At 43.5% G+C, this 13,472-nt stretch carries 24 protein-coding genes; 1 reads left to right on the forward strand and 23 read right to left on the reverse strand.

Features of this window, described 5'->3' with window-relative positions; translation table 11 throughout:
• A partial coding sequence (locus AC3LHT_RS01065) for an endonuclease V (protein WP_488661716.1) occupies nt 1–503 on the forward strand: 503 nt, incomplete at its 5' end.
• Here AC3LHT_RS01065 and AC3LHT_RS01070 read toward each other — a convergent pair.
• The 23 genes from AC3LHT_RS01070 to rpsQ form a co-directional block, all read right to left on the reverse strand.
• The gene (locus AC3LHT_RS01070; RefSeq protein WP_290646016.1) at nt 490–1,437 is read right to left on the reverse strand and encodes an ROK family protein; all 948 of its coding nucleotides are present in this window, start codon (nt 1,435–1,437) and stop codon (nt 490–492) included. The two genes, AC3LHT_RS01065 and AC3LHT_RS01070, sit on opposite strands and share 14 nt — an antisense overlap.
• A gap of 12 nt (nt 1,438–1,449) precedes the next feature.
• Nucleotides 1,450–2,967, reverse strand: a complete 1,518-nt coding sequence (rho, locus tag AC3LHT_RS01075) for a transcription termination factor Rho (RefSeq protein WP_366011324.1) — start codon at nt 2,965–2,967, stop codon at nt 1,450–1,452.
• A gap of 139 nt (nt 2,968–3,106) precedes the next feature.
• The gene (gene rplQ / locus AC3LHT_RS01080; RefSeq protein WP_290646014.1) at nt 3,107–3,559 is read right to left on the reverse strand and encodes a 50S ribosomal protein L17; all 453 of its coding nucleotides are present in this window, start codon (nt 3,557–3,559) and stop codon (nt 3,107–3,109) included.
• Between the two features lie 16 nt (nt 3,560–3,575).
• The gene (locus tag AC3LHT_RS01085) at nt 3,576–4,580 is read right to left on the reverse strand and encodes a DNA-directed RNA polymerase subunit alpha (RefSeq protein WP_290646012.1); all 1,005 of its coding nucleotides are present in this window, start codon (nt 4,578–4,580) and stop codon (nt 3,576–3,578) included.
• A gap of 65 nt (nt 4,581–4,645) precedes the next feature.
• Nucleotides 4,646–5,272, reverse strand: a complete 627-nt coding sequence (gene rpsD, locus AC3LHT_RS01090; RefSeq protein ID WP_290646010.1) for a 30S ribosomal protein S4 — start codon at nt 5,270–5,272, stop codon at nt 4,646–4,648.
• 17 nt (nt 5,273–5,289) lie between these two features.
• Nucleotides 5,290–5,682 (reverse strand): 30S ribosomal protein S11, encoded by a 393-nt coding sequence (gene rpsK / locus AC3LHT_RS01095; protein ID WP_290646008.1) that lies wholly within the window; start codon nt 5,680–5,682, stop codon nt 5,290–5,292.
• Nucleotides 5,683–5,697: 15 nt separating this feature from the next.
• Entirely contained in the window at nt 5,698–6,063 is a 366-nt protein-coding gene (gene rpsM / locus AC3LHT_RS01100; protein WP_290667489.1) for a 30S ribosomal protein S13, read from the reverse strand.
• 14 nt (nt 6,064–6,077) lie between these two features.
• Nucleotides 6,078–6,194: a 50S ribosomal protein L36 gene (gene rpmJ / locus AC3LHT_RS01105; RefSeq protein ID WP_290646004.1), complete on the reverse strand. Its 117-nt coding sequence runs from the start codon at nt 6,192–6,194 to the stop codon at nt 6,078–6,080.
• Entirely contained in the window at nt 6,191–6,436 is a 246-nt protein-coding gene (gene infA, locus AC3LHT_RS01110) for a translation initiation factor IF-1 (protein WP_290646002.1), read from the reverse strand. Before infA ends, rpmJ begins: the two co-directional genes overlap by 4 nt.
• Nucleotides 6,437–6,445: 9 nt before the next feature.
• Nucleotides 6,446–7,198, reverse strand: a complete 753-nt coding sequence (gene map, locus AC3LHT_RS01115) for a type I methionyl aminopeptidase (protein ID WP_290667491.1) — start codon at nt 7,196–7,198, stop codon at nt 6,446–6,448.
• A gap of 1 nt (nt 7,199) precedes the next feature.
• Complete coding sequence (locus AC3LHT_RS01120; RefSeq protein ID WP_290645998.1) at nt 7,200–7,847, reverse strand: adenylate kinase; 648 nt, start codon at nt 7,845–7,847, stop codon at nt 7,200–7,202.
• 4 nt (nt 7,848–7,851) lie between these two features.
• The gene (secY, locus tag AC3LHT_RS01125; RefSeq protein ID WP_290645996.1) at nt 7,852–9,135 is read right to left on the reverse strand and encodes a preprotein translocase subunit SecY; all 1,284 of its coding nucleotides are present in this window, start codon (nt 9,133–9,135) and stop codon (nt 7,852–7,854) included.
• A 1-nt stretch (nt 9,136) separates the two neighbouring features.
• Nucleotides 9,137–9,589 (reverse strand): 50S ribosomal protein L15, encoded by a 453-nt coding sequence (gene rplO / locus AC3LHT_RS01130; RefSeq protein WP_488661717.1) that lies wholly within the window; start codon nt 9,587–9,589, stop codon nt 9,137–9,139.
• A gap of 14 nt (nt 9,590–9,603) precedes the next feature.
• A complete protein-coding gene (locus AC3LHT_RS01135) occupies nt 9,604–9,708 on the reverse strand; it encodes an uL30 family ribosomal protein (RefSeq protein WP_488661725.1) in 105 nt (34 codons plus the stop codon).
• A complete protein-coding gene (rpsE, locus tag AC3LHT_RS01140) occupies nt 9,677–10,294 on the reverse strand; it encodes a 30S ribosomal protein S5 (protein WP_488661718.1) in 618 nt (205 codons plus the stop codon). Before rpsE ends, AC3LHT_RS01135 begins: the two co-directional genes overlap by 32 nt.
• Before the next feature lie 13 nt (nt 10,295–10,307).
• Nucleotides 10,308–10,676, reverse strand: a complete 369-nt coding sequence (gene rplR / locus AC3LHT_RS01145) for a 50S ribosomal protein L18 (protein ID WP_290667493.1) — start codon at nt 10,674–10,676, stop codon at nt 10,308–10,310.
• A 22-nt stretch (nt 10,677–10,698) separates the two neighbouring features.
• Nucleotides 10,699–11,253 (reverse strand): 50S ribosomal protein L6, encoded by a 555-nt coding sequence (gene rplF / locus AC3LHT_RS01150; RefSeq protein WP_290645988.1) that lies wholly within the window; start codon nt 11,251–11,253, stop codon nt 10,699–10,701.
• A gap of 14 nt (nt 11,254–11,267) precedes the next feature.
• The gene (rpsH, locus tag AC3LHT_RS01155; protein WP_290645986.1) at nt 11,268–11,672 is read right to left on the reverse strand and encodes a 30S ribosomal protein S8; all 405 of its coding nucleotides are present in this window, start codon (nt 11,670–11,672) and stop codon (nt 11,268–11,270) included.
• Between the two features lie 13 nt (nt 11,673–11,685).
• Nucleotides 11,686–11,871: a type Z 30S ribosomal protein S14 gene (locus AC3LHT_RS01160; protein ID WP_290645984.1), complete on the reverse strand. Its 186-nt coding sequence runs from the start codon at nt 11,869–11,871 to the stop codon at nt 11,686–11,688.
• An 11-nt stretch (nt 11,872–11,882) separates the two neighbouring features.
• On the reverse strand, nt 11,883–12,440 hold the full coding sequence (rplE, locus tag AC3LHT_RS01165; protein ID WP_290645982.1) for a 50S ribosomal protein L5: 558 nt from the start codon (nt 12,438–12,440) through the stop codon (nt 11,883–11,885).
• 17 nt (nt 12,441–12,457) lie between these two features.
• Nucleotides 12,458–12,781 carry a 50S ribosomal protein L24 gene (gene rplX, locus AC3LHT_RS01170; RefSeq protein ID WP_488661719.1) on the reverse strand — a complete coding sequence of 108 codons (324 nt, stop codon included), beginning with the start codon at nt 12,779–12,781 and terminating at the stop codon, nt 12,458–12,460.
• A 12-nt stretch (nt 12,782–12,793) separates the two neighbouring features.
• The gene (gene rplN, locus AC3LHT_RS01175) at nt 12,794–13,162 is read right to left on the reverse strand and encodes a 50S ribosomal protein L14 (RefSeq protein ID WP_290645980.1); all 369 of its coding nucleotides are present in this window, start codon (nt 13,160–13,162) and stop codon (nt 12,794–12,796) included.
• Nucleotides 13,159–13,467, reverse strand: coding sequence for a 30S ribosomal protein S17 (gene rpsQ, locus AC3LHT_RS01180; RefSeq protein ID WP_366011315.1), 309 nt, complete (start codon nt 13,465–13,467; stop codon nt 13,159–13,161). The genes rplN and rpsQ overlap by 4 nt, the downstream gene beginning before the upstream one ends.
• Between the last annotated feature and the right edge of the window lie 5 nt (nt 13,468–13,472).

Genomic DNA, 13,472 nt, shown 5'->3' on the forward strand with positions numbered 1-13,472 from the left:
CTGCAGCCACGCTTGAAGTTTTTGAACTGGTTCACCATTTTATGAAAATCGATTTCCCATATATTTCCGGGCTGCTTTCTTTTAGAGAAGGTCCCATATTCATGAAAACTCACGCTAAATTAAAAAGCAAACCGGACCTATACTTCTTCGATGGACAGGGCATTGCCCATCCAAGAGGGTTGGGGTTGGCATCGCACATGGGTTTGCTGTTGAATAAACCGAGTATTGGTGTCGCAAAATCCCATCTCTATGGAAGTTATGAGCCTCCAGGGCCCGTCAAAGGGCAATGGTCTCCATTGAAGGATTACAACGATAATACAATAGGAGCCGTATTGAGAACGCGGACGAACAAAAAACCTGTTTTTATTTCACCCGGGCATTTAATAGACGTAAAGCACTCTCTCGAACTAACGCTGAAGTATGCTATCAAGTACCGAATCCCCGAGCCAACTCGACTTGCACATATCTGGACGCAAAAATTGAAAAGAACTATCTCAACCTGAAATATACTATGGAAGCAGCCCCTTTGATACCCGCATCTTCCACGAGTTCACTAAGAGCGATTTCGAATGTATTCCAGAAAGATTCCATCACATAGCTTCGAACCTTTTTTTCAACCTTTTCAAGAAGGTATTTTCCTGCCCTGCTTACGCCTCCACCGAGAATCACGACATTGGGATTAAAGATATGAACAAACCCTGCTATACCAATTGCAAGGGCTCTGGTTGCTCTTTCTACAACCAATTCTGCCATTTCGTCACCGGATTTTGCTGAATCGAAAACGTCTTTAGCGGTAATATTTTCATGGGCAAAAACGCTGGATTGTGGATACCTTTTTTTGTATTCCAGGGCCATTCTTACAATTGAGGTTGCAGAGGCAAGGGCCTCGAGGCAGCCATGCGAGCCACAACCACACAAAGGTCCATCAGGTTCGATTATCACATGCCCCAGTTCTCCACCAAAGCCTTTACTACCAGTTATAAGTTCACCACGTGAGATCACGCCACCGCCAACACCTGTGCCCAGAGTTAATGCGATGATATTTGGAGCCCCCTTGAACCTTCCAAAGGCCCATTCTCCAAGGGCAAAAGCATTGGCATCGTTTTCAACGTAAGCTTTGAAGCCGGTCAAATCTTCGAGTTTTCTTGCAAGGGGAACATTTTTCCAGCCAGGAAAGTTGGGCGAAAAAATAACAATTCCCTTCTCGCGGTTTATAGAACCCGGAGAGCCAACACCAATCCCAATAATATTCTTCTCTATACCTTTTTCCGAAATCAACTCATTGACAGTTTTGGCAATTCTGGTGATTACATCGTTGCTACCTTTTGAGACCAACGTTGGAATAATTCTTTTTTCTATAATGTGACCATCATGATTAACGATCCCGATTTTGGTTTCTGTTCCACCGAGATCAATTCCTATCACGTAACTGCTCATTTCATGCCCCTTTCAGTATCTGTTCTTGTGCATGTCGATTAGGTCTAGAAATTCTTCGTTATCGGAAGTTGTACGCAGCTTCTCCATGATGGTATTTAACCCCTCTTCTTCGCCCAGAGAGGAGACCATGCGACGCAATATCCATATCTTTCTGAGAATTTCTGGAGACAGCAAAAGCTCTTCCTTTCTCGTTCCAGAGAGGTTCAGGTTTATCGCAGGGAAGATTCTTTTGTTAGCTAACTGTCTCGACAACACCAGTTCCATATTGCCGGTTCCCTTGAACTCCTCGAATATGACTTCGTCCATCTTGCTGCCGGTCTCGATAAGGGCTGTCGAGATAATTGTGAGACTTCCACCCTCTTCTATGTTGCGTGCCGCTCCAAAGAAATATTTTGGTTTGTAAAGTGCCGAAGGATCTACACCACCACTGAGAAGTTTTCCACTTGGGGGAACGTACAAATTGTAGGCTCTTGCCAACCTTGTTATGCTATCCAGAAGAACTACCACATCATAGCCAAATTCGACCATTCTCTTGGTCATTTCAATAGTCATCTCGGCTACTCTTATCTGTTTTTCTGGATGCATATCAAAGGGGGCAGCGATTACGTAGGCATCTGTTGTTCTCCTTAAATCCGTTACTTCTTCAGGCCTTTCGTCAATAAGGAGAATAATTCTCACCGTCTCCGGGTGATTTTTGGCAATACCGTTGGCTATCTCTTTGAGAAGAGTTGTTTTCCCCGCTTTTGGCGGAGCGACTATTAAACCTCTCTGCCCTTTGCCAATGGGAGAAAAGAGGTCTATAATTCTTGTGCTCATGGTCTCTTTTTCGGTTTCAAGGATAAATCTTTCATTTGGGTATATGGGAGTTAGATTCTGGAAGCTTATTCGTTCAGCGGCCATGCTGACGGGTTTTTGATTTATCGCTTCGATTCTGAGCAAAGCAAAATACTTTTCACCCTCTTTTGGCTTTCTGATCTGACCGGCAACCCAATCTCCTGTGGTTAGGTTGAATCTCCGTATCTGGGACTGGCTGACATAAATGTCATTAGGGCTAGGCAAAAGGTTGTTATCAAGTGTTCTGAGGAATCCATAGCCATTTTCAGTAACCTCCAATATACCATGGTCAAAAAAGTAGCCATAAGATTCCGTTTGAGCCTTAAGAATAGCAAAAATGAGTTCCTTCTTTGCCATTTGAGTGTAACCCGCTATCTCGTATTTACGCGCGAGTTTGTAAATTTCTCTTATGGGCATCTTCTGAAGTTGAGAGATATCGATTTCCACTTCGCGAATAGTATCTTTCACCTTGTTGTTTTCCGTTACTTCAGTCTGTGTTTCTTGAGGAGTGTTAGAAGGTGTATTTAGTTGATTGGTGCTGGGGGAAGTTTCCTCTTTTTTAGCATTTTTCTTCTTGCTGATGGCCTTTTCTTCTTGTTTTTCCTGTTCAGAGGCTGGTGTTGGTTCGTTTTCAGCCGGTTCTGGTACTTTTTTTCTTCTGGGACTCAATTTAGTTGGCGCACGATCCTGCGCCATCCCTCCTTCCGTGAAATAAATTGGGGTAAGAGCATATTGGAAAGAATTTCATCGTAGCAATTCAAGTATAATATATCACTTTTGAATGTTAAAACCAAAAGCAATTGAAGAGGAAAAAATGGCTACCCGGGGGTAGCCATTAGTTTCCTTTGGTACTCACCGTTTTTTCAGGCTTTACAAGCTGAAGAATGGATACTTCTGCGGCATCGCCTCTTCGGTGCCCCACTTTTACTATCCTGGTGTAACCGCCATTTCTATCCAAGTAGTCTACAGCTATTTCATCACAGATCTTCTTAACGAGCTTTCTATCACCAAAGTGCCTGTTGATCTCTCTTCGCAAAGCAACATTTCTTGACTTAAGAGTAAGAAGTTCAGGATCTGTATCAGTTTTCTCTGCAATCTGCTTGGCACAGAGAGCCGCTTCTTTGGCTTTTGTGATGATCGATTCAACAAAGGGTTTCACAAACTTGGCTTTTGTGGTTGTTGTCATGACCGTACCATGTTCAAAGACCTCTCTGGCTAGATTTCTCATTAAAGCTACGCGCTGGCTATGAGGCCTGTTTAATTTTTTCTTATTAATCCTATGCCGCATGCTTAGACCTCCTCGATCATTCTTTCTTTAACGTGAGATTGAATTTCTCTTTGAGCTGCTTTTTCACTTCTTCCATAGATTTCTCACCAAAGTTCCTGATCTTCAGCAAATCAGCTTCTGAACGATTGGCGAGATCCCCGATAGTATTGATCTTATCTCTTTTAAGGCAATTTAGTGATCTGACAGACAGCTCAAGTTCTTCTATTTTTCTGGAAAGAACAGAGTCTGTTTCTGGTTCCTCTATTGCTTCCTGGGGTTTCGTTTCTTCAGGAACAAGCAACTCGGTATCTCCCAAAAAGGATTCTATGCTCTGTGGTTCCTGGCTGAGGCTATTTGTAACCACTTCAAAATGCTTTGTGAGAATATCAGTGGCTTTCAAAAGGGCTTCTGAGGGCTTTATCGATTTCTTAGTCCATACTTCCAGTATTAATTTGTCATAATCTGTTCTCTTTCCAACGCGAACATTTTCAGAAATGAAATTCACTTTCAAGACAGGACTGAAGATTCCATCTATGTAGATCATCTCAACATCCTGTTCTACTTCCATTTCAGATACAGGAACAAAACCCTTGCCAATTTCCGCGAAGAGTTCCATGTAAACTTCTGCTTCTTCATTCAGTGTGGCAATGTATTGGGTCGGGTTTACTACCTCTACACCGGTTGGTGTTCTAATATCTGCCGCAGTAAGAACCCCGGGTCCCTTTTTATCAATCGTGAGTTTTACTGGATCTGAAAATTCGAGTGCCGGTTTTAGTTGGACTTTCTTTAAATTGAGGATTATTTCAAGTATATCTTCCTTTACACCCTCGATAACATCGTACTCATGATACTTATTAGGTATCTTCAGCCTTGTTATTGCCATACTAGGTATCGAAGAGAGCAGTACCCTCCTGAGAGCGTTCCCTATGGTTACGGCGTAACCCCTCTCCATAGGAGAAAGGATGAATTTTTCGTAGAAACTGTTAGCATCTTCTTTACTCTCTTCAACCTTCAGTGTTTTAGGCATTACGAATCCAATCATTTAAAGGCCCAGTATAGGGCACACACCTCCTTTCAAGAAGGTAACACATACCTCCATTACTCACATTACTTCGAATAAAGCTCAATAATGGACTGCAGATCGACAGGAATTTCAACTTCTTCTCTGTTCGGGAATCTGACAAATGTTCCTCTTACTGCTTCAAAGTCGATTTCCAGCCATGGAGGTGTGGTTCTATCCTGCGCGGCTTCCATAGCTTCCTTTACAGGGACAATGCCTTTGCTCTTTTCCTTGAATTCAACGATGTCGCCCGGTCTTAGGAGATAAGAAGCTTTGTTGACTTTTCTGCCGTTAACAAGCACGTGACCATGGTTGACAAGTTGCCTTGCCTGCCTTCGGCTTGAGGCAAATCCCATTCTGAACACGGTGTTGTCCAATCGGGATTCGAGCAGTTTCACAAGAGCTGACCCTGTTTCTTCCGTTTTTCTTGAAGCAATGTCAAAATAACTTCTGAATTGTTTTTCCAGTAGTCCATACATTCTTTTAAGCGCTTGTTTTGACCTCAACTGCATACCATACTGCGTTAATTTTCTTGTGGCTGCCCCATGCTGTCCGGGTGCAAAGGGTCTCTTCACCTGCGCACATTTAGGGCTAAAACAACGTTCACCTTTAAGGTAAAGCTTAAAGCCTTCACGTCTACAAATCTTACATACCGATCCGGTATATCTGGCCATCCATTTCCCTCCTCAACTTATACTCTGCGTCTTCTTCTGGGCCTGCACCCATTGTGGGGGATAGGGGTGATATCTTTTATTGAATCGATGGTGAGTCCGGCAGCTTGAACAGTTCGAATAGCCGCTTCCCTTCCCGATCCGGGCCCTTTTACTTCAACGGAGACTTTCGTGATACCCATCTTTAAAGCTTCTTTAGCAATCTGGTCAGCCGCGAGCTGAGCAGCATAAGGTGTGGACTTTTTTGAGCCGGAGTATCCGACAGTGCCTCCTGAACCCCAGAGAATGGTGTTCCCATTGGGGTCAGATAACGTAATTATGGTATTGTTAAAAGTCGATTTTATGTGCATCACGGCACGATCGATACTTATCTTTTTTCTTTTTTTGCTTGTTGTTCTTTTTCTTTTGGCCATCTGTGAACCTCCTTATTACTTCTTTTTGATTCTACTAGCCCTGGGGCCTTTTCTCGTACGCGCGTTTGAATGCGTTTTCTGCCCTCTAACGGGGAGCCCAGCTCTATGTCTTATACCTCTGTAACAATTGATCTCAATAAGTCTTTTGATGTTTCTGTCAAGCTCCTGCCTGAGTTCACCTTCTACCTTGTAGTGGTCGGTGATATACTTGGAAATTTTGCTTATCTCCTCATCGGTGAGTTCTTTAATTCTCTTCTCGCCGTTAATTTCTGTACTCTGAAGTATTTCCTTTGCCCTGTTTGGACCAATTCCATATATATAGGTCAATGCGACGTGTACTTTCTTGCTGTTAGGCAATTCAACACCAACAATACGTGCCATTCAGCGCTCCCTCCTTAACCCTGTCTCTGGTTATGTTTAGGGTTCTTCTCACAGACTACCCATACTCGACCTTTTCGCTTGATAACTTTACAATGTTCACACCTTTTTTTGACTGATGCCCTGACTTTCATTTTTGTTCTCCTCCCTTGTTTATCTTCTTTCTGTATACGATTCTGCCTTTACTCAAATCATAGATTGACACTTCAATGACAACGCGATCCCCGGGAATTAGCCTTATGAAGTTCTTTCTCATTCTCCCGGAAATATGAGCCAGTATCACATGCCCATTTTCAAGTTCCACTTTAAAAGTAGCGTTAGGCATCGATTCGAGTACTACGCCTTCCATTTTTATGACATCATTCTTATCAGCCATAAAGACACCTCACAGCCTGGAAAGAATCCTTGATCCTTCCGCTTCGACGACAATTGTATGCTCAAAATGAGCCGCTTTGGTTCCATCCTTTGTGACCACCGTCCAACCGTCCGGGAGAACCCTGGTTTCATAGTGACCCTGGGAAATCATAGGTTCAATTGCCATGGTCATACCGCTACGAATAATGAGACCGGTTCCCTTCACTCCATAATTCGGGATCTGTGGGTCTTCATGAAGATTTTTCCCAACACCATGTCCAACATAATCCCTGATTACAGAGAACCCAGCTTTCTCAACGAAAGTTTGTATTGCATGACCAATATCGCCAATACGGTTTCCCGGTTTAGCCACTTCAATACCGAGCTCCAGAGATTTTTGTGTCACCTCCAGAAGCCTTTTATCCTCTTCATTTTCAAAGTCATCAACAACGAAAGTCCTGGCAGCATCGCCAAAGTAGCCATCTTTCAAAACACCACAATCAACCGACACCAGATCTCCCCTCTTCAAAATCTTTTCAACCAGAGGGAATCCGTGGATAATTTCATTGTTTACCGACACACAAAGAGTATAGGGATAACCATTGTATCCCTTGAATGCGGGTATTGCATTTCTTTTGAGTATATGCTCTGTGGCAACTTTTTCAAGATCATATGCAGAAACTCCGTCAGCTACGTGCTGACCAACTATCTCCAGCACTTCAGCTACGATTTTAGCAGAAAACTCAATTTTGGAAATTTCTTCTTTAGATTTCAGTCTGATCATATCACATATTCTCCAATGATTCAAAGAGATCCTTTGAAACCTCTTCAAGAGGTCTGGATCCATCTACGGTTTTGAGAACCCCGGATTTGCGATAAAATTCCAAAACCGGGGCTGTTTTTTCAACATATATTCGATATCTTTCCCTTACGGTGTGAGGCAAATCGTCTTTTCTCTGGATCAATTCAGTTCCACAATCATCGCAAAGGTTATCCTGCCTGGGCTTAAGCGTGAGCAAATTATACACCCTTCCACAGGATGGACAAACTCTTCTGCTTGATATCCTCTTGACAACCTCTTCCTCTGTGGAAGTTATCAATATGACGGCATCCAGATTTTTGCCGAGCTCTTGCAAGATCTCCTTTAATTTTTGCGCCTGGGCAACTGTCCTTGGATAACCATCGAGAATGAACCCGTTTGAGGTATCCTCCCTTTGAAGCCTTTCTTTCACGATCGCAAACATGAGCTCATCAGGAACAAGCAGACCTTCCTCAAGAATATGAGCAACCCTTTTTCCAAGGTCGGTGCCAGCAGCCACGGCTTCTCTCAACATATCACCAGTGGATATGTGAGGAATGTTGAACTTCTTCGAAATAACTTTTGCCTGCGTTCCTTTACCAGCTCCAGGAGGTCCCATTAACACCAGGTTCATCCTGTCATCTCCTTCCACGTAGTCTTCCTTTTTTAATGAATCCTTCGTAGTGCCTTACTATGAGATGTGATTCAATTTGCTGAAGGATGTCAAGAGCCACACCCACTGCGATCAGTGTGGATGTACCACCAATAACAATTTGAATTCCAATAAAGCTCTGAACTATAGAAGGTAAAAGAGCAATAATGACAAGGAAAACTGCGCCCATAAAAGTTACTCTTGTGAGTACCCTGGTTATGTATTGCTCGGTTGGATAACCCGGTCTGATACCCGGGATAAATCCGCCATAATTCTTTATGTTGTTGGAAACTTCTTTCACATCAAAGACAAGCGTGCTGTAAAAGTATGTGAAGAAAAAGACCATTGAACCGTAAAGAATGAGATATAAGGGTGATGAATATCCAAAAAGCCTTGACATAATATTGCCTTCGGGCAACATACTGCCGATCATCTGGGGTAATGTCATGATAGCCGCGGCAAAGATTATAGGGATAACACCGCCCTGATTGACTTTAATGGGAATGTTCGTGGAAACGCCTCCATAAACCCTTCGACCAGAGACTCTCCTTGCGTACTGCACGTCGATCTTTCTCTCACCCAGTTGAATGTAAATAACGCCAACGATTGTCAAAACGGAAATACCTATTAATATAAGCCATTGAATCGGCGTCAGTGCAACAGCGGCTTCTGCAATGTAAGTCGGATACCTGGAAACAATACCGGCGAAAATCAAAACTGAGATACCGTTGCCGATACCCTTTTCCGTGATCCTCTCACCCAGCCAAAGCAGGAACATCGTACCTGCCATCAGAGATACAGTGGCGAGCAAAACAAAAAGGAACCTGCTCGGTACCGCGATGATTCCCTGATTTGACAAGGCAAGTGAAAGCAAAAATGCCTGCAACGTTGCAAGAAAAATCGTCAAATACCTTGTGTATTTTGCGTATTTCTTTCTGCCCTCTTCGCCTTCCCTAAGCATTTCCTTCAGGCTTGGCACAACAGAGGTGAGCAACTGCAACATGATGGAAGCGTTAATGTAAGGCGTAACGCTCAAAGCGAATAATGAAAAGTTCTTGAGCGCACCACCAGTAAAAACGTCGAAAAATCCTATGAAACCACCAGCTGCTCCGGCTGATATACCCGAAAAGTAACTTGCCCAGGCCTGAATATTGATGCCGGGAATGGGAACGTAAATCCCCAGCCTGAAAATGGCCAGGGCAAAGAAAGTGAAAAGTATTCTCTCTCTGAGTTCAGGAATTTTAAAGGCGTTTCGAAGTGCCTTCCACACTTCAGATCACCTCGGCTTTTCCACCGGAAGCCTCTATCTTCTCCTTCGCTGAGGTGCTGAACGCATGAGCCTTTACCACCAAGGCCTTCGTAAGTTCGCCCCTGCCGAGAATTTTGAGACCATCCTTAAGGTTCTTTATCACTTTCATTTGAAGGAGTACCTCTGGTGTGATCTCACTACCAGCTTCAAACCTTTCTTCCAGCTGCGAGAGATTCACAATAACGTATTCCTTTGCATTTCTATTCTTGAACCCTTTGATAGGCATTCTTCTGTAAAGAGGTGTCTGACCGCCTTCAAAGTACGGCTTAACTTTTCCAGTTCCCCTTCCCTGACCTTTGTGGCCACGTGTGGCGGTTTTCCCTTTTCCAGAACCCACGCCACGACCAACGCGTTTGCTTTTTTTCTTTGCGCCGGGAAGAGGTCCAAATTCTTTGTCGCCCAACATGAACGCCATTCAATCTACCCCCTTCAACCTTCTATTTCTTCAACACTCAGGAGATGTTCTATACTTCTGATCATTCCCCTGATTTGTGGGCTATCCTCATGCACAACCTCGCTGTTCACCTTGTTCAGTCCGAGGGCTTTTACTGTTCGGCGTTGTCGATAGCTGAACCCGATAACGCTTTTTTTCAAGCTCGGAAACTCCGTTGAAGACTTCTTTAACAGAGATATCTCTGAGCTTTGCATATTCTTTAGGTGATTTAAGCTCTAAAAGCCCATTGAGTGTGGCACGGGCCAAGTTGACGATATTTGTTGAACCAAGAGCCTTTGTAAGAATGTTCTTAACACCTGCTAATTCAACAACAGCCCTAACACCAGCACTTGCAATTATACCAGTTCCAGGACCTGCGGGTTTCAACATGACTTCAGAAGCATCCTGGTGCCCGACAACCTCATGGGGGATCGTATCCTTAATAACAGGTACTTCAACAACGTTCTTCTTTGCGTTGATGAGAGCTTTTCTAATAGCTGTGGGTACTTCTCTGGCGCTTCCAATACCAAGCCCCACTTTTCCGTTCTTGTTTCCCACTACGGCAGTAACCCTGAAAGAAAGGTTTTTTCCGCCTGCCACAACTTTTGTAACTCTTTTTATTTCTACTATTCTTTCTTCGAATTCCTTTTCTTCTATCTGCTTTTCGATGTTCTTAACCTCAGGCATCGACTGCACCTCCTCAGAACTTCAACCCGGCTTCTCTTGCTGCATCAGCCAGGGCTTTCACTCTTCCATGAAATTTGAAACCGCCTCTGTCAAATACGATGCTGGAGATGCCTTTATCGAGCGCTCTTTTGGCAATGAGCTTTCCTACTTCTACTGCGGCTTCTTTGTTCCAGGTTTTTTGAAGTTTTTCTTTCAATTCTTTATCGATAGTCGAAGCAGAAACAAGGGTTCTGCCGGCGACATCATCAATAATCTGCGCATATATGTGTTTCTCGCTTCTATAAACCGCGAGCCTGGGCTTTTCAGGGGTTCCACTGATTTTAGCCCTAACACGCAAATGGCGCTTTCTTCTCAGTTCTTTTCTATCTCTGCGTTTTATCACCTGCATCTGCCTCCCTTCAGGATTAGACTTTCTTACCAACCTTAGTTCTTACATACTCACCCTTGTATCTAATACCCTTTCCAGAGTAAACAATTGGCTCTCTCCAGCGGCGTATATTGGCTGCTACTTGCCCAACCAGATATTTGCTTATACCCTTAACCACAATTGCGTTGGGCGCTGGAACCTCAAAAGTGATTCCCTCTGGGGGGTCAACCTCTACGGGGTGAGCAAAGCCCAGGTTCATAACCAGTTTCTTACCCTGAAGTTGGGCTCTGTAACCAACACCAATTATTTCCAGTTCCTTCTGATAGCCCTTTGTAACACCGACAACCATATTCCTTACCAAAGACCAGTATGTTCCACAAAACATGGCTATTTTTCTGTAATCGCTTTTCCTTCTGACTATATCGGTGTTAGGCAAGACCCAGAGGCCATCTTCACGCAATTCAAACTTCACATATGGAAGAAAGCTCTCCTGGAGTTCGCCCTTAGGTCCCTTTACTGTAACAGTGTCTTCTGTGATTTTTATTTCAACACCCTTGGGGATTTCTATTGGCTTCTTTATCAACCTTGACATTCAAATCCCTCCTATTACCATACATAGCAAATGACTTCGCCGCCGACACCGACTTTTCTTGCATCTTTGTCGGTGATGATGCCATGAGAGGTGCTTACAATGGCAATTCCCATACCAGATTTCACCTTTGGCAGCTCGTCTTTGCCCACGTATATACGCCTTCCAGGTTTAGAAACCCTGACTATACCACTAATGACTCTCTGCTTGCTTCTTCTGTCACCTTTGTACTTTAGGAATACTTTGAGAATTCCCTGTTTTCCATCTTCAATGTATTTGTAGTCTTCGATATACCCTTCTTTCTTGAGAATATCGAGTACCGCACGCTTCATGTTTGAAGCGGGTAGATCGACGCTTTCCTTCATAGCTGCATTAGCATTCCTGATTCTTGTGAGCATGTCGGCTATGGGGTCACTCCACATTTTACGTCCCTCCTCACCAGCTTGCCTTTTTTACACCGGGGAGTTTACCCTCAGAGGCGAGCTTTCTGAAACAAACCCGGCAGAGCCCGAATTCCCTATACACGGCTCTCGGCCTACCACAAAGATTACATCTATTGTACTTTCTGACTTTGAATTTGGGTTCTCTTTTCCACTTGGCAACCATTGATTTCTTCGCCATGTTCTACCTCCTTAACCCATTCTTTTAAAGGGCATTCCAAGAAGTTTCAGGAGTTCTCTTCCTTCTTCGTTCGTTTTCGCAGTTGTGACTATGATTACATCCATTCCCTGGATTCTTCTGACCTGGTCAGGTTTGAGTTCAGGGAAAATCAACTGTTCGGGAAGCCCCAGAGCGTAATTTCCACGTCCATCAAAACTATCAGGATCAACACCTCTGAAGTCTCTGAGCTTAGGGAGAACGATGTTGATCAGTTTATAGAGGAAGTTATACATTCTTGCGCCTCTGAGCGTTACCTTGACTCCTAAAGGCATGCCCTCTCTGATTTTGAAATTTGCAATGCTTCTCTTTGCTCTGGTAACAACAGGTTTCTGGCCAGCAATTTCGTTGAGTTCCTTCGCATGTGTTTCGATGAGGTCAGCATTTTTTGAGCCTTCGCCGATACCCATATTGACGACTATCTTAACAATTTTTGGCACCTGATGAATGTTCTTATAGTCAAAAGTTTTCATCATGGAAGGAACGACTTCTTTTTCATACTTTTCCTTTAATGGCACATAGTTGTATATCATTCACTATTCCTCCCCTGTCATACCTTGTCAATGATTTCTCCGCATTTCTTGCAAACGCGAACTTTCTCACCATTTTCAAGAATGCGGTGCTCCACGCGGGTAGGTTTGTCACAATTAGGGCAAACAAGCATAACTTTGCTGGCGTAGATAGGTGATTCTCTTTCAACAATTCCGCCTTCACGGTACTGGTTAGTAGGTCTTTGGTGTCTTTTAGTGAAATTGACACCTTGAACAATTACTTTCCCTTCTCTGGGAATAACCTTTAGAACCTTACCCACCTTACCTTTGTCTTTTCCTGAGATAACCTTTACATTATCTTCCTTCTTTATTCTCATCGCCATGTGCATCACTCCTCACCAGACCTCTTGAGCTAAGGAAGCGATTTTCGAAAAGCCTCTGTCCCTAATTTCTCGCGCAACTGGACCAAAAACACGAGTCCCTTTTGGTTGGTTTTGCTTGTCGATGATGACAGCGGCATTGTCGTCGAAGCGGATATATGTTCCGTCTGGCCTTCTTATTTCCTTTTTAGTTCTAACGACGACAGCTCTCACTATATCACCTTTTTTTACATCGGTGTTAGGCACCGCTTCCCTAACAGAGGCAACAATTATATCTCCAACGCTTCCGGTTTTTCTCTTAAACCCACCGGAAACCTGGATGACTTTGATGACCTTTGCGCCAGAATTATCGGCAACTCTCAGATAAGATTCGAGCTGAATCATTCTGCGTCACCTCCGGGGTTATTTTCAACGACCTCGGGAGTCTTAGTTTTTTCTTCACCGAATTCGCTTTTCCTGACGATTCTGGTGACAACGTATTTTTTCGTTTTGCTGTAAGGCTTGCTTTCTTCAATCTCAACCATATCACCGATACTGCAAATATTTTCAGCATCATGTGCATGGTACTTCTTTGAGCGTTTTATGGTTTTTCCATAAAGGGGGTGAGCGAATATTCTTTCGACATTAACTACAACGGTTTTATCCATTTTATTACTCACTACGGTTCCAACAAGTTTTTTCTTAGGCATAACTG

The sequence above is a fragment of the Kosmotoga sp. genome (assembly GCF_982836095.1).

Coding starts and splice junctions, on each gene's coding strand:
- AC3LHT_RS01070 (WP_290646016.1), bottom strand. CDS start 1,437: ATGAGCAGTTACGTGATAGGAATTGATCTCGGTGGAACAGAAACCAAA.
- rho (WP_366011324.1), bottom strand. CDS start 2,967: ATGGCGCAGGATCGTGCGCCAACTAAATTGAGTCCCAGAAGAAAAAAA.
- rplQ (WP_290646014.1), bottom strand. CDS start 3,559: ATGCGGCATAGGATTAATAAGAAAAAATTAAACAGGCCTCATAGCCAG.
- AC3LHT_RS01085 (WP_290646012.1), bottom strand. CDS start 4,580: ATGATTGGATTCGTAATGCCTAAAACACTGAAGGTTGAAGAGAGTAAA.
- rpsD (WP_290646010.1), bottom strand. CDS start 5,272: ATGGCCAGATATACCGGATCGGTATGTAAGATTTGTAGACGTGAAGGC.
- rpsK (WP_290646008.1), bottom strand. CDS start 5,682: ATGGCCAAAAGAAAAAGAACAACAAGCAAAAAAAGAAAAAAGATAAGT.
- rpsM (WP_290667489.1), bottom strand. CDS start 6,063: ATGGCACGTATTGTTGGTGTTGAATTGCCTAACAGCAAGAAAGTACAC.
- rpmJ (WP_290646004.1), bottom strand. CDS start 6,194: ATGAAAGTCAGGGCATCAGTCAAAAAAAGGTGTGAACATTGTAAAGTT.
- infA (WP_290646002.1), bottom strand. CDS start 6,436: ATGGCTGATAAGAATGATGTCATAAAAATGGAAGGCGTAGTACTCGAA.
- map (WP_290667491.1), bottom strand. CDS start 7,198: ATGATCAGACTGAAATCTAAAGAAGAAATTTCCAAAATTGAGTTTTCT.
- AC3LHT_RS01120 (WP_290645998.1), bottom strand. CDS start 7,847: ATGAACCTGGTGTTAATGGGACCTCCTGGAGCTGGTAAAGGAACGCAG.
- rplO (WP_488661717.1), bottom strand. CDS start 9,589: ATGGCGTTCATGTTGGGCGACAAAGAATTTGGACCTCTTCCCGGCGCA.
- rpsE (WP_488661718.1), bottom strand. CDS start 10,294: ATGCCTGAGGTTAAGAACATCGAAAAGCAGATAGAAGAAAAGGAATTC.
- rplF (WP_290645988.1), bottom strand. CDS start 11,253: ATGTCAAGGTTGATAAAGAAGCCAATAGAAATCCCCAAGGGTGTTGAA.
- rpsH (WP_290645986.1), bottom strand. CDS start 11,672: ATGTGGAGTGACCCCATAGCCGACATGCTCACAAGAATCAGGAATGCT.
- AC3LHT_RS01160 (WP_290645984.1), bottom strand. CDS start 11,871: ATGGCGAAGAAATCAATGGTTGCCAAGTGGAAAAGAGAACCCAAATTC.
- rplE (WP_290645982.1), bottom strand. CDS start 12,440: ATGATATACAACTATGTGCCATTAAAGGAAAAGTATGAAAAAGAAGTC.
- rplX (WP_488661719.1), bottom strand. CDS start 12,781: ATGGCGATGAGAATAAAGAAGGAAGATAATGTAAAGGTTATCTCAGGA.
- rplN (WP_290645980.1), bottom strand. CDS start 13,162: ATGATTCAGCTCGAATCTTATCTGAGAGTTGCCGATAATTCTGGCGCA.
- rpsQ (WP_366011315.1), bottom strand. CDS start 13,467: ATGCCTAAGAAAAAACTTGTTGGAACCGTAGTGAGTAATAAAATGGAT.